The 12283-nt window shown below is 71.1% G+C and carries 13 protein-coding genes; 7 read left to right on the top strand and 6 right to left on the bottom strand.

All coding sequences use genetic code 11. From position 1 onward, the window contains the following. Positions 1 to 1249, top strand: a 1249-nt coding sequence (locus tag ME121_RS31295) for a multicopper oxidase family protein (protein ID WP_059410223.1), incomplete at its 5' end; no start/stop codon positions are given. A 4-nt stretch (positions 1250 to 1253) separates the two neighbouring features. Here the strand turns inward: ME121_RS31295 and ME121_RS31290 are convergent. Then, entirely contained in the window at positions 1254 to 2756 is a 1503-nt protein-coding gene (locus ME121_RS31290; RefSeq protein WP_059410222.1) for a bifunctional ADP-dependent NAD(P)H-hydrate dehydratase/NAD(P)H-hydrate epimerase, read from the bottom strand. A 194-nt stretch (positions 2757 to 2950) separates the two neighbouring features. Here ME121_RS31290 and ME121_RS31285 point away from each other — a divergent pair, with 194 nt between their 5' ends. Then, positions 2951 to 3289, top strand: a complete 339-nt coding sequence (locus ME121_RS31285) for a P-II family nitrogen regulator (protein ID WP_003600526.1) — start codon at positions 2951 to 2953, stop codon at positions 3287 to 3289. Positions 3290 to 3473: 184 nt separating this feature from the next. Further along, a complete protein-coding gene (locus ME121_RS31280) occupies positions 3474 to 3653 on the top strand; it encodes a DUF2735 domain-containing protein (protein WP_024828283.1) in 180 nt (59 codons plus the stop codon). 288 nt (positions 3654 to 3941) lie between these two features. On the opposite strand, the gene ME121_RS31275 is transcribed toward ME121_RS31280, so the two are convergent. Then, entirely contained in the window at positions 3942 to 4976 is a 1035-nt protein-coding gene (locus ME121_RS31275; RefSeq protein WP_012322031.1) for a glutamine synthetase beta-grasp domain-containing protein, read from the bottom strand. 335 nt (positions 4977 to 5311) lie between these two features. On the opposite strand from ME121_RS31275, the gene glnA reads away from it, so the two are divergent. Further along, positions 5312 to 6721: a type I glutamate--ammonia ligase gene (gene glnA, locus ME121_RS31270; RefSeq protein WP_012322030.1), complete on the top strand. Its 1410-nt coding sequence runs from the start codon at positions 5312 to 5314 to the stop codon at positions 6719 to 6721. Positions 6722 to 6939: 218 nt separating this feature from the next. Further along, positions 6940 to 7578 carry a VOC family protein gene (locus ME121_RS31265; protein ID WP_059410221.1) on the top strand — a complete coding sequence of 213 codons (639 nt, stop codon included), beginning with the start codon at positions 6940 to 6942 and terminating at the stop codon, positions 7576 to 7578. A gap of 164 nt (positions 7579 to 7742) precedes the next feature. Here the strand turns inward: ME121_RS31265 and ME121_RS31260 are convergent, their stop codons facing one another. After that, a complete protein-coding gene (locus ME121_RS31260; protein WP_012322028.1) occupies positions 7743 to 8366 on the bottom strand; it encodes a ribonuclease D in 624 nt (207 codons plus the stop codon). Between the two features lie 99 nt (positions 8367 to 8465). On the opposite strand from ME121_RS31260, the gene ME121_RS31255 reads away from it, so the two are divergent. Further along, positions 8466 to 8894 carry a cupin domain-containing protein gene (locus ME121_RS31255; RefSeq protein ID WP_012322027.1) on the top strand — a complete coding sequence of 143 codons (429 nt, stop codon included), beginning with the start codon at positions 8466 to 8468 and terminating at the stop codon, positions 8892 to 8894. Here ME121_RS31255 and yddG read toward each other — a convergent pair. Then, positions 8891 to 9805: an aromatic amino acid exporter YddG gene (gene yddG, locus ME121_RS31250; RefSeq protein WP_012322026.1), complete on the bottom strand. Its 915-nt coding sequence runs from the start codon at positions 9803 to 9805 to the stop codon at positions 8891 to 8893. The two genes, ME121_RS31255 and yddG, sit on opposite strands and share 4 nt — an antisense overlap. 99 nt (positions 9806 to 9904) lie before the next feature. Here yddG and ME121_RS31245 point away from each other — a divergent pair, with 99 nt between their 5' ends. Next, positions 9905 to 11131, top strand: a complete 1227-nt coding sequence (locus tag ME121_RS31245; protein WP_029361388.1) for a glycerophosphodiester phosphodiesterase family protein — start codon at positions 9905 to 9907, stop codon at positions 11129 to 11131. Between the two features lie 219 nt (positions 11132 to 11350). Here ME121_RS31245 and ME121_RS31240 read toward each other — a convergent pair whose 3' ends face one another. Next, positions 11351 to 11590, bottom strand: a complete 240-nt coding sequence (locus ME121_RS31240) for a hypothetical protein (RefSeq protein WP_043074928.1) — start codon at positions 11588 to 11590, stop codon at positions 11351 to 11353. Between the two features lie 21 nt (positions 11591 to 11611). Next, positions 11612 to 12007 carry a hypothetical protein gene (locus ME121_RS31235; protein ID WP_245337834.1) on the bottom strand — a complete coding sequence of 132 codons (396 nt, stop codon included), beginning with the start codon at positions 12005 to 12007 and terminating at the stop codon, positions 11612 to 11614. Positions 12008 to 12283: the final 276 nt, after the last annotated feature.

Genomic DNA, 12283 nt, shown 5'->3' with positions numbered 1-12283 from the left:
CTGGTGCTTCGACGGCAAGGCCCTGCCGCCCGTCATCCGCGTGAAGCTCGGGCAGGCGGTACGCCTCAAGGTGGAGAACCGGACCGACAGGGCGCTGTCGCTGCACTGGCACGGGGTGCGCAACGTCAACGCCATGGACGGCGTCGGCGGGGTGACCCAGGCGCCGATCCCGCCGGGCGGCGACTTCCTCTACACTTTCACGCCGCCGGATGCCGGCTCCTACCTGATCCGGCCCCTGGTCGTCGGCGGGGCGAGCGAGCCGTCGGGCCGCGGGCTCGCGGGCATGCTGGTCGTCGAGGAGACGAACCCGCCCGCGGTCGACGCCGACGTCAGCGTCGTGCTGCAGGACTGGCGGCTCCAGGACGACGGCACCCTGATGCCGTTCGGGCAGACGGCGCTCGCCGCCGCGCACGGCCGCCTCGGCAACCTCGTGACCGTCAACGGCAAGCCGGTGCCGGGCGCCTTCGAGGCCCGGCCGGGGTCCCGTATCCGCCTGCGCCTCGGCAATGCCTGCAACGCCCGGGCGACGCGCATCAAGTTCGAGGGCGTGAAGGTCTACGTGGCGGCGGTCGACGGCCAGCCCACCGACACGTTCGAGCCCCTGCGGGCCACCCTCCCCTTCCCGCCCGGCACCCGCTACGACCTGCTCGTCGACCTGCCGGAGGAGGAAGGCGCCACCTGCGAGATCCACGCGCTGATCGGCAAGGGCCTGGTCCTGGCGAGCGTCGTCACCAAGGGTGCCAGGATCACCGAGAAGCGGCCCCCGATCGGGCCGATCGGCGAGAACAAGCGCCTGCCGGCCGAGATCAAGCTCCAGAACGCCCTGCGCCGCGACGTGGTGATCACCGGCGGCGCCTTCGTGCCGAAGGGTAAGGACGGGGCCAAGGACGCCCCCGCGCCCGACCCCGTCTACACGGGCGACCCGCAGAAGATCTGGTCGGTGAACGGCGCGAGCGGCGCCGCCGGCCTCGCGCCGATCTTCTCGGTGAAGCGCGGCCAGGTGGTGGTGCTGGCCCTGCGCAACGAGACCGCCTTCCCGCAGGCCCTGCACCTGCACGGCCACTGCTTCCGCCTGCTCCATCCCTTGGACGACGGCTGGGAGCCCTACTGGCTCGACACCTTTCAGCTGCTGGAGGGCCGCACAGCCCGGATCGGGTTCCTGGCGGACAATCCGGGGCGCTGGCTGATCAGCGCCACGGTGCTGGAGCGGTTCGACACCGGCCTCTGGACGATGTTCGAGGTCACCTGAGCGGTCAGCCGCCGGTCGACGCGACGAGGTCGCGCAGCACCGCCGGCATCAGCTCGGGGATATCCTCGGCAATCAGGCCCGGCCCGTGGCGCAGGCCGGCATCCCCGTGGAGCCAGACGCCGGCCGCGGCGGCCGCGAAGGGCTCCATGCCCTGCGCCAGCAGGCCGGCGATCAGGCCCCCGAGGACGTCCCCGGACCCGGCCGTCCCGAGATAGGGGCTGCCGTGGTCGTTGATGGCCGCACGGCCGTCGGGGGCCGCGATCACCGTATCGGCCCCCTTGAAGACCACCACGGCGCCGGTGAGCGCGGCCGCCGCGCGGGCCCGCGCCACCTTGTCGGCCCCCTCCACCACCGCGTCCGTCCCGTCGAAGAGCCGCGCGAACTCGCCGGCATGCGGTGTCAGCACGGCCCGCGCATCGCCGTCGGCGAGATGGGCGGCGAGCAGGGGCGCCTTCCCGGCGAAGCTCGTCAGCGCGTCGGCGTCGAGGACGAGGCCGCGCCCGGCCGCCGCCGCCACGGCAACGCGCTCCCGGGTCGGCTCGCCGGTGCCGAGCCCGGGTCCGGCCAGGATCACGTTCAGCCGCTCGTCGGTGAGCAGGTCGTCGAGGTCGTCGGCGCTCTCGCAGGGCCGCAGCATGATCGCCGTGAGGTGGGCGGCGTTCTCAGCCAGCGCGGCGACCGGGGACGCGACGGTAACGAGCCCGGCGCCGACCCGCAGGGCACCGCGGGCGGCGAGCCGGGCGGCGCCGGTCTTGGTGGCGGGCCCGGACAGGACCAGGGCGTGGCCGCGGGTGTACTTGTGGCTCGCGCCGGTGAGGTGCGGGAAGTCCCGGCCCCACAGGGCGGGCCCGTTCCGGTCGAGGGGCGCGCAGGCGGCCAGGCCGGCCTCCAGCGCCGCCGGGCCGGTCCCGATATCGGCGAGGCTGAGCTGGCCGCAGAGGCTCCGCCCGGGCTGGAGCAGGTGTCCCGGCTTGAAGGTCACGAAGGTCACGGTCTCCACTGCCCGGATGGCGGCGCCGCGCACCGCGCCGGTGTCGCCGTCGACCCCGCTCGGCACATCGACCGCGAGCACCGGCACCCCGGCGCGGTTCACCGTCTCGACGAGGGCGCGGGCGGCACCGTCGAGGTCGCGCGACAGGCCGGCCCCGAACAGGGCGTCGATCACGAGGTCGCAGGACGGCAGCGCGCCGCCCTCGGCCGCGCGCACCGGCCCCGTCCAGGCCTCGGCCGCCAGCGCGGCGTCGCCTGTCAGCGCCGACACCGCGCCGAGGCAGAGGAGGTCGACGGCGTAGCCGGCTTCGGCCAGCAGGCGCGCGGCCACGAAGCCGTCGCCGCCGTTGTTGCCCGGCCCGCACAGGACGACGACCCGGCCGCCCGCCGGCAGGCGGGCCCGGGCGCGGGTGGCCACGGCGGCCCCGGCCGCCTCCATCAGGGTCAGGCCCGGGACGCCGCCGTCGATTGCCGCCGCATCGACCCGCCTCATTGCCGCGACCGTCAGCAAGCGCATGTCCGCCTCCGAGTGTGCCCGTGCACCGATCAGACATGACCAAAACCGCGCCAGATTCCGGCGAGGCGCCCTAAGGATGTGCGTGAAACGCACAGCAAATAGGCACTAAGGTCGGACACGCCGCGAAAACGGCATGGCGAAGGCGTCACGAGGATGTTAGAAATGCCAGGCACCGCAGCGCAGGCCCGAGCGGCATGAAGAAGATCGAAGCGATCATCAAGCCTTTCAAGCTCGACGAAGTGAAGGAGGCGCTCCAGGAGGTCGGTCTCCAGGGCATCACCGTCATCGAGGCGAAGGGGTTCGGCCGTCAGAAGGGCCACACGGAGCTCTACCGGGGCGCCGAGTACGTGGTCGACTTCCTGCCCAAGGTGAAGCTGGAGATCGTCCTGTCCGACGCTCTGGTCGAGGGCGCCGTCGAGGCGATCCGCAAGTCGGCCCAGACCGGCCGCATCGGCGACGGCAAGATCTTCGTCTCGACGATCGAGGAAGCGATCCGCATCCGCACCGGCGAGACCGGCACGGACGCGATCTGACAGATCCCCGCGCGGTCCCGGGACCGCCGGCGACCCGTTATTCCACGACACCTGCCCAAGATTTCGCACTGCGCGAATGTCCGGCATCGGCGTTTCCGACTCTGGAGCGCCGTCTTCCGCACCCCACATCATCGGGAACGGTCGGCCCGATCGGCCGCTTGAACCCGATGCAGGAGGAAGTGCGATGGCCGCCACGGACCCGCGCGAGACCGCCAAGATCTACGATCTGTCCGCGTTCCGACGCGCGCGCGAGACCGCCCGGGCGGTTCCGAACGCGAAACCCGCGTCCGTGCCGAGCTTCGGCGGGGGCGCCTGGTACCACGAAGCCGCCATCCGCGAGGACGAGCGCCCGCGACGTCCCTGAGGCGGAGGCGTGGGGCGCGATGGCGCCGCCCCCCGCAACCCTCGAACAAGCTCGACCGGGCCGCCTGCCCCAGCTCCCCATCCTGAGGTGCCCGCCCCAGGGGGCCGCGAAGGAGCACTCTGCCGAGCAGTCCGGCCCCTGAGGCCTCGTTCGAGGCCTGGGGCGCGCTCAGGCAGCTCGGAATGAGGGCGTTAGCCCGGGAGTCCATCGCCCCGGAAACGGCGAAGCCGGACCCGAGGGCCCGGCTTCGCTAGCTCTGTCGGGAGACTGGGCGCCTCCCCCCGCGTCTCACGCGGCTGCGGCGGCCTCGGTCGGCACGGAAGCGATCGTCTTCAGCACCTGCGAGGCGATCTGGTAGGGGTCGCCCTGCGAGTTCGGACGGCGGTCTTCCAGGTAGCCCTTGTAGCCGTTGTTGACGAAGGAGTGCGGCACGCGGATCGAGGCGCCGCGGTCGGCCACGCCGTACGAGAACTCGTGGATCGAGGCGGTCTCGTGCTTGCCGGTCAGGCGCATGTGGTTGTCCGGACCGTAGACGGCGATGTGCTCCTCGCGGGCGTTCTTGAACGCCTCCATGAGCTTCTCGAAATAGGCCTTGCCGCCGTGCTCGCGCATGAACGCGGTCGAGAAGTTGCAGTGCATGCCCGACCCGTTCCAGTCGGTGTCGCCGAGCGGCTTGCAGTGGTACTCGACGTCGATGCCGTACTTCTCGCAGAGGCGCTGCAGGAGGTAGCGGGCCATCCACATCTCGTCGGCGGCCTTCTTGGAGCCCTTGCCGAAGATCTGGAATTCCCACTGGCCCTTGGCCACCTCGGCGTTGATGCCCTCGTGGTTGATGCCGGCATCGAGGCAGAGGTCGAGGTGCTCCTCGACGATCTTGCGGGCGACGTCGCCGACGTTCGAGTAGCCGACGCCGGTGTAGTACGGGCCCTGCGGCGCCGGGTAGCCGGAGGCTGGGAAGCCGAGCGGGCGGCCGTCCTTGTACAGGAAGTACTCCTGCTCGAAGCCGAACCAGGCGCCGGCATCGTCCAGGATGGTGGCGCGCTTGTTGGACTCGTGCGGGGTCACGCCGTCCGGCATCATCACTTCGCACATCACCAGCACGCCGTTCTTGCGGGCCGGGTCGGGGAAGTGGCGCACGGGCTTCAGCATGCAGTCGGAGCTGCCGCCCTCGGCCTGCTTGGTGGACGAGCCGTCGAAGCCCCACATCGGGAGCTGCTCGAGGGTCGGGAAGCTGTCGAATTCCTTGATCTGCGTCTTACCGCGGAGATTCGGGGTCGGCGTGTACCCGTCGAGCCATATGTACTCGAGCTTATATTTGGTCATTCCGGTTCTCTCGTCCGTATCGATGCGCGACCGGGGTAACCCTGGGCAACGCGAACGGCTTGCCGCCTCTCAGACGGCCGCAGCCGCCTTTGCATGGATCGTGCCAGGAAGGCCATTGCCGGAGAACAACGGTGCCCTAGAAACGGTGCGGCCCGATCACGCTTGCGAGATCGGGCGCGAGAACAGACTGATCGCTCTATCCGGCAACCGATTCCGATCCCCGGCGGGTGGCAAGGCACGCCCGCGCCGGATATCAAGCGCCGCCGGCCGGCGCGCGCGACCGCGTTCGGGTGCGCCACGAGAGACGGTTCAGAGATCCCTGGAGGATGCCCACGATGACCACTGCGGCCGAGGTGCTGAAGACGATCCGGGACAACGACGTGCGTTACGTGGACTTCCGGTTCACCGACCCGCGCGGCAAGTGGCAGCACGTCACGTTCGACGTGTCGCTCATCGACGAGGAGATCTTCGACGAAGGCACCATGTTCGACGGTTCCTCGATCGCCGGCTGGAAGGCGATCAACGAGTCCGACATGTTGCTGATGCCGGATCCGGTGACCGCCACGCTGGACCCGTTCTTCTCGGCCGCGACCATGTCGATCGTCTGCGACGTGCTCGAGCCGGCGACCGGCGAGCCCTACGGCCGCGATCCGCGCGGCACCGCCAAGCGCGCCGAGGCTTACCTGCAGCAGACCGGCATCGGCGACACGATCTATGTCGGCCCCGAGGCCGAGTTCTTCGTGTTCGACGACGTCAAGTTCGGCGCCGACCCGTACCGCACCGGCTTCGAGCTCGACTCCACCGAGCTGCCGACCAACGGCTTCACCGACTATGAGGGCGGCAACCTCGGCCACCGGGTGCAGACCAAGGGCGGCTATTTCCCGGTGCCGCCGCAGGATTCGGCGCAGGACATGCGCGGCGAGATGCTCGCGGCCATGCAGTCCATGGGCGTGAAGGTCGAGAAGCACCACCACGAGGTGGCTTCGGCCCAGCACGAGCTCGGCATGAAGTTCGACACGCTGACCCTGCTCGCCGACCACATGCAGATCTACAAGTACTGCATCCACAACGTCGCGCAGAGCTACGGCAAGTCGGCGACGTTCATGCCGAAGCCCGTCTACGGCGACAACGGCTCGGGCATGCACGTCCACCAGTCGATCTGGAAGGACGGCAAGCCGGTCTTCGCCGGCGACAAGTATGCCGGCCTGTCCCAGGAGTGCCTCTGGTACATCGGCGGCATCATCAAGCACGCCAAGGCGCTCAACGCCTTCACCAATCCGTCGACCAACTCGTACAAGCGGCTCGTGCCGGGCTACGAGGCGCCGGTGCTGCTCGCCTACTCGGCGCGCAACCGCTCGGCCTCCTGCCGCATCCCGTGGACCAAGAGCCCGAAGGCCAAGCGCGTCGAGGTCCGCTTCCCCGACCCGATGGCCAACCCCTACCTCGCCTTCTCGGCGCTGCTGATGGCCGGCCTCGACGGTATCCGGAACAAGATCGACCCGGGCCCGGCCATGGACAAGGACCTGTACGAGCTGCCGCCGCGGGAGCTCAAGAAGATCCCGACCGTGTGCGGCTCGCTGCGCGAGGCCCTGAACAGCCTCGACAAGGACCGGGCCTTCCTCAAGGAGGGCGGCGTGTTCTCGGACGACCAGATCGACTCGTTCATCGAGCTGAAGATGACCGAGGTGCTGCGCTACGAGATGACCCCGCACCCGATCGAGTTCGTGCAGTACTACTCGCTGTGATGTGACAGGGGCCGGGCGCGACGCCCGGCCCGGCACCCTCTCCCGGGCCGGGGCCTCTCGCAGGGGGCTCCGGCCTTCTTCTTGCGGCCACTCCGGCGTTATCCATCCCCGCCCGATCCCGATGCGCCCGTCAGCGCGAAGGCCGGCTCGGGACCCGCGCGGCCCGGGGGAAGGTCCGGCGACCGCGCCGAAGCCGGCGGTCACACGGAGCCCGCCCGATGCTCACCCTCGACCACCTCGTCGTCGTCGCGCCCGATCTCGCGGAGGGCGTGGCGCATGTCCGGAACTGCCTCGGCCTCGCCATGCCGGAGGGCGGCCGCCACCGCGAGATGGGCACGCGCAACCACCTCCTGCGCCTCGGCGACGCCCTGTTCCTGGAGGTGATCGCCGTCGATCCCGAGGCGCCGCCGCCGTCGGGCGCCCGCTGGTTCGGCCTCGGCGACGCCGCACGGGTGCGGGCGGACTGGGATGCGGGCCGGCGGCTGCGCGGCTTCGTCGCCCGCGCGGACGATCTCGACGGCGTTCTCGCCGCCCACGGCGCGCTCCTCGGCGCGGCGGCGACGATGACCCGCGGCGACCTGTCCTGGCGCTTCGCGGTACCCCCGGGCGGGGCGTGGCCGGCGGACGGCGCCGCGCCCTGCGCGATGGATTGGGGGCCGCGCGGCAACCCCGCCGCGACGATGCCGGATCTCGGCGCCGATCTGGAGGCGCTCGTCCTGACGCACCCGGATCCCGACGCCGTCGCGGGGCTTCACGCCGCGCTCGGCCTCGCCGACCCGCCGCGGGTCGTGGCGGGCCCGGGCCCGCGCTGGACCGCCCGGATCACGACGCCGTCGGGCCCGCGGAGCCTGACCTGACGGCGACGGACCCTCCTCGCCGGCCTGATCGGGTGGGTGACCGGCGAGGAGGGCCTGGCCGGGGCTCGCAAGCCCAGGCAGCCACAACCTACCAGCGACACATCGCGGTGCGGTGACAGGAAAGTCTCACCCCGCACAGGAAGTGTGCGGGATCCTCGCGACTCTCAGGTGTGCGCGAAGATGTCGGTCTCGGGCCAGCCGTCGAGGTCGAGGCGGGCCCGCGTCGGCAGGAAGCCGAAACAGGCGGCCGCGAGGTCGGTGCGGCCTTCCCGGGCCAGCATGGCGTCGAGCCGCTCCCGGGCCGCGTGGAGGTGGAGGACGTCCGAGGCCGCGTAGTCGAGCTGGGCCTGCGACAGGGTCTCGGCGCCCCAGTCCGAGGATTGCTGCTGCTTCGACAGGTCGACGCCGACCAGTTCGCGGACCACGTCCTTCAGCCCGTGGCGGTCCGTGTAGGTGCGCGCGAGCTTCGAGGCGATCTTGGTGCAGTAGACCGGGCTCGGCATCACCCCGAGGGCCCTGTACAGGACCGCCACGTCGAACCGCGCGAAGTGGAAGATCTTCAGGATCCCGGGATCGGCCAGGACCCGCTTGAGCACGACCGGCTCCGGCCCGGCTTGCGGGATCTGGACCACGTCGGCGGTGCCGTCGCCGGTGGAGAGCTGCACCACGCAGAGGCGGTCCCGATGCGGGTTGAGCCCGAGCGTCTCGGTGTCGATGGCCACCGCCCGGCCCGCGTCGTAGCTGGCGGGCAGGTCGCCGCGGTGAAGACGGACGGTCGGGCTCGGCATCGTTCTCGGACCTTGCGGGGTTTTCGGCCGGTAGCATCGGTGCCAAGTGCCGGCAAGCCGCGGACGATTCGCGCGGCCGGGACCGACAGGGAGCTGGACATGACGGCAGCCGAGGTGATCGCGACCCTGGGGTTGAAGCCCCATCCCGAGGGCGGCCATTATCGCGAGACGTTCCGCGATCCCCGCACCGTCGACGGGCGCTCGGTCGGCACAGCGATCTACTTCCTGCTCGATCTCGGCGAGGTCTCCGCGTGGCACCGGGTCGACGCCGCGGAGATCTGGCACTGGCATGCCGGCGCGCCGCTCGTGATCACCACCAGCCCGAACGGTCACGACGCGGCGGCGCAGCATCTCGGGCCGGACCTCGCCGCCGGGCAGCGCCCGCAATGCGTCGTGCCGGCCGGCCACTGGCAGACCGCCACCAGCCTGGGCGCCTGGACCCTCGTCGGCTGCACGGTCTCGCCGGGGTTCGACTTCGCCGGCTTCGAGATGGCGCCGCCCGACTGGCGGCCGACGCCGCGGGGCTAGACCGGCTTCGGCGACGCCCGCGAGGCGCGCACCGCCGTCAGCGCGCCGGCCACGATCAGCAGGCAGGCGAGCGCGAGGCCCGGTCCGGGGCTGGCATAGCCGGTCACCACCAGGATCAGCGTCGAGAGGACCGGCGCGGCGTAGGCGATGACGCCGAGCAGCCGGACGTCGCCGTGCTTGCAGCCGATATCCCAGAGGTAGAAGGCGGCGCCGACCGGCCCCAGTCCGAGCAGCAGCACGGCGCCCCACTGCGCGGCGTCGGCGGGCCAGATCGTCGTCTCGAAAGCCAGGTGGCAGGCGAGGCTCAGCGCCGCGGTGACCAGGCAGAAGCCCGCGACGGCGTCGGTCGGGACCTGCCCGACGCGGGCCGAAAGGACCGAGTAACCGGCCCAGACGAACGCCGCCGCCAGGGCGACGGCGTAGCCCGGCAGGGCTCCCGCGGCGAAGCCGAGATCGCCCCGGCCGGCGAACAGCACCGCGATCCCGGCGAGGCCGAGGAGCGCACCGATCAGATGACCCGGGCGCAGCCCGCCGGCCTCGGGCAGGCGCGCCGAGAACAGGACGATGAGCAGGGGCCACAGGTAGCTGATCAGCCCGGCCTCGGCCGGTGGCGCGAGGCGCAGGGCGCTGAAATAGAGGGCGTGGTAACCGAACAGGCCGCCGACCCCGAGGATCCAGACCGGCCAGGGCTGGATCAGCGCGCGGGCGCGGGCGGGCCGGGCGATCCAGGCAACGCATCCGCAGACCGCGCCGATCAGGAAGGTCGTGGCGGCGAGCTGGAAGGGCGGCATCGCGCCCGAGGCGGCGGTGAAGAGGGCGAGCAGCGACCAAAGCGCGATCGCGCCGACGCCCGCGATCGTCGCGGCGGAACGGGGCGTCGGTCGGGACGGGATTCCTGCAGGCGCGGTCATCGGCGTCCGCTACCATGCGGCCGCCCGAGTCGGCGAGGTCGAGGGTCACGCCCCTGTCACCGTCCCCCTCTACCGGCGGCCTGAAACGGGAGGTTCGCGATGCGTGCGATGATGTTGGGGCTGGGGCTGCTTCTGGGGGCGGGCCCCGCGCTCGCCGGCGAGGCCGCCCAGCTCGGTCCCCGGCCCTTCTACCTCGTCGACCAGCTGAAGCCCGGGCCGCTCAAGGACAGGCTCGCCGCCTGCGGCGTCGACCGGACCTACACGCCCCGGACCTTCTCGATCTCGCACCGCGGCGCGCCGCTGATGTTCCCCGAACACACACGGGAGGGCCTGCTCGCCGCGTACCGGATGGGTGCCGGGATCATCGAGTGCGACGTGGCCTTCACCAGGGACCGCCAGCTCGTCTGCCGCCACAGCCAGTGCGACCTGCACACGACCACCGATATCCTGGCCCGACCCGACCTCGCGGCGAAGTGCACGCAGGGCTTCACGCCGGCCGATCCGGCCACCGGGCGGAAGGCCTCGGCCAAGTGCTGCACCAGCGACCTGACGCTGGACGAGTTCAAGTCGCTGAACGGGAAGATGGACGCGTCCGACCCGGACGCCACCACGGTGGCGGCCTACATGAACGCGACGCCGCGCTGGCGCACCGACCTCTACGCCGGCAGCGGCACGCTGATGTCGCACAGGGAGTACATCGCGCTGGTGAAGGGGATGGGGCGGAAGTTCACCCCCGAGCTGAAGGCGCCCCAGGTCCCGATGCCGTTCCAGGGCACCTACACGCAGGACATGTACGCCCAGCAGCTGGTCGACGAGTACAAAGAGGCCGGGATCCCGGCCTCCGACGTCTACCCGCAGAGCTTCCAGCTGCGCGACATCCTCTACTGGCTGGAGAAGGATCCGGAGTTCGGCCGTCAGGCGGTCTTCCTCGACGACCGGGACGAGACCGCGAAGGGCTTCGACCCGGAGAAGCCCGCAACGTGGCAGCCCGGCATGGCCGAACTCGCCCGGAAGGGCGTGAAGATCCTGGCGCCGCCGCTGTGGATGCTGGTCCGGCCGGGGCCGGACGGGACGATCGAGCCCTCGACCTACGCCCGGGAGGCCAAGGCGGCCGGGCTGGGGCTGATCGCGTGGTCGCTGGAGCGCTCCGGCCCGCTGAAGGGCGGCGGCGGGTACTATTACCAGTCGATCAAGCCGGTGGTCACCGGCGACGGCGACATCCTGCGGCTGCTCGACGTCCTGCACGGACAGGTCGGCGTGCTGGGGGTCTTCTCCGACTGGCCCGCGACCACGACCTTCTACGCCAACTGCGTCGGCGCGCCGTAGCGACGCGGCTCAGTCGGCCCACAGGGCCACGAGGGAGAAGAAGCCGGCCATCGCGAAGTTCACGATCAGGAAGCCGGTGATGATGAGGGCGAGCGTCATGGCGGCCTCGGAGGCGGAGCGGTATGGGGGATGGGGGCGCGGCGCGGCCAGGCCTTCGTGGACCTGCGCCGCCCGCCGATGAGCCCCGCGGCGCGTCCGCGGGGCGTGCGCGGTGTCCGCCTAGTACGGGATCAGCACGTAGACGAGGTTGGACAGGTACTCGCCGCTCAGCGGCTTCCAGCCGAGCCGCCGCCGGATCAGGCCGTAGCCCGCGCAGGTCAGCGCGGCGGAGCCGAGGACAGCCAGCGTGAACCAGGCCAGGCTGGCGGTCGCGAACCCGACGGTGCTGCCGAACAGGGCCACCGTCACGAAGATGATCCGGCTCGGGTTGCGCGGGCCGCGCGTCGTCATGTCGGACATGGGGACCTCCCTCGATCCGGATCAGCGGGCGCGGCAGTTCGGGCCGTACCAAGTCATGGTCCGGCGATCCATGCCGCCGTCCGAGGAGGCGCCGCAGACGGGGAAGCGCGGGTCGCCGGTGCGCTGCAGGCTCATCACCTTGTAGAGGTCCTGCTGGGCCTCGCGGCGGCGGTTCTGCTCGGCGAGCTGAGCCTGCCAGTACAGGTTGCTGTTGGACTGGGCGACGGCGCGCTGCTGGTGAAGGCCCATCATGCACTCGGCGAAGCCGTCGGTGCCGGGCTCGAAGCCGAAGGCGTAGCACTGGTTCTGATCCAGCGCGTGGCGCTCCTGCGGCGTGACGCAGGCCGCCAGCCCCAGGGCACAGGCCGCAGCGAGGCCGAGCTTCGCGGCGGCGGGCAGCGCGCGGCCGCGGCGCACGGCCGAGCGGTCGTCACGCGTCTCTGTCGTGCGGGAAGAACAATCCTGGCTCGCGCCGATAAACTGAACGCCGAATTTACCGTGAAACCAGTTGTTCATGATCCTCGGGACCTCGATTTCTATCGGCGGGACCATCCGTGAGCCGATGGAAGGAGATCTATACGAGGCCGCTCGAATTGTTCGTGTCTCAGAACACGCGGGCCGTCGCGCCGATCGTTGCCCGCAATGCCCGTTATCCCGGCCGACGCGCGCTTCCGCACGCGGCGAAGGACTTTC

This window comes from Methylobacterium sp. ME121 (assembly GCF_000974725.1).
GTDB lineage: Bacteria > Pseudomonadota > Alphaproteobacteria > Rhizobiales > Beijerinckiaceae > Methylobacterium > Methylobacterium radiotolerans.
Note: the sequence above shows the minus strand (reverse complement) of the source record. Positions and strands in the feature narration are given on the sequence as shown.

What these genes read in the sequence shown, in the direction of transcription:
- ME121_RS31290 (WP_059410222.1), bottom strand. Translation starts at nt 2,756, where the DNA reads ATGCGCTTGCTGACGGTCGCGGCAATGAGGCGGGTCGATGCGGCGGCA.
- ME121_RS31285 (WP_003600526.1), top strand. Translation starts at nt 2,951, where the DNA reads ATGAAGAAGATCGAAGCGATCATCAAGCCTTTCAAGCTCGACGAAGTG.
- ME121_RS31280 (WP_024828283.1), top strand. Translation starts at nt 3,474, where the DNA reads ATGGCCGCCACGGACCCGCGCGAGACCGCCAAGATCTACGATCTGTCC.
- ME121_RS31275 (WP_012322031.1), bottom strand. Translation starts at nt 4,976, where the DNA reads ATGACCAAATATAAGCTCGAGTACATATGGCTCGACGGGTACACGCCG.
- glnA (WP_012322030.1), top strand. Translation starts at nt 5,312, where the DNA reads ATGACCACTGCGGCCGAGGTGCTGAAGACGATCCGGGACAACGACGTG.
- ME121_RS31265 (WP_059410221.1), top strand. Translation starts at nt 6,940, where the DNA reads ATGCTCACCCTCGACCACCTCGTCGTCGTCGCGCCCGATCTCGCGGAG.
- ME121_RS31260 (WP_012322028.1), bottom strand. Translation starts at nt 8,366, where the DNA reads ATGCCGAGCCCGACCGTCCGTCTTCACCGCGGCGACCTGCCCGCCAGC.
- ME121_RS31255 (WP_012322027.1), top strand. Translation starts at nt 8,466, where the DNA reads ATGACGGCAGCCGAGGTGATCGCGACCCTGGGGTTGAAGCCCCATCCC.
- yddG (WP_012322026.1), bottom strand. Translation starts at nt 9,805, where the DNA reads ATGACCGCGCCTGCAGGAATCCCGTCCCGACCGACGCCCCGTTCCGCC.
- ME121_RS31245 (WP_029361388.1), top strand. Translation starts at nt 9,905, where the DNA reads ATGCGTGCGATGATGTTGGGGCTGGGGCTGCTTCTGGGGGCGGGCCCC.
- ME121_RS31240 (WP_043074928.1), bottom strand. Translation starts at nt 11,590, where the DNA reads ATGTCCGACATGACGACGCGCGGCCCGCGCAACCCGAGCCGGATCATC.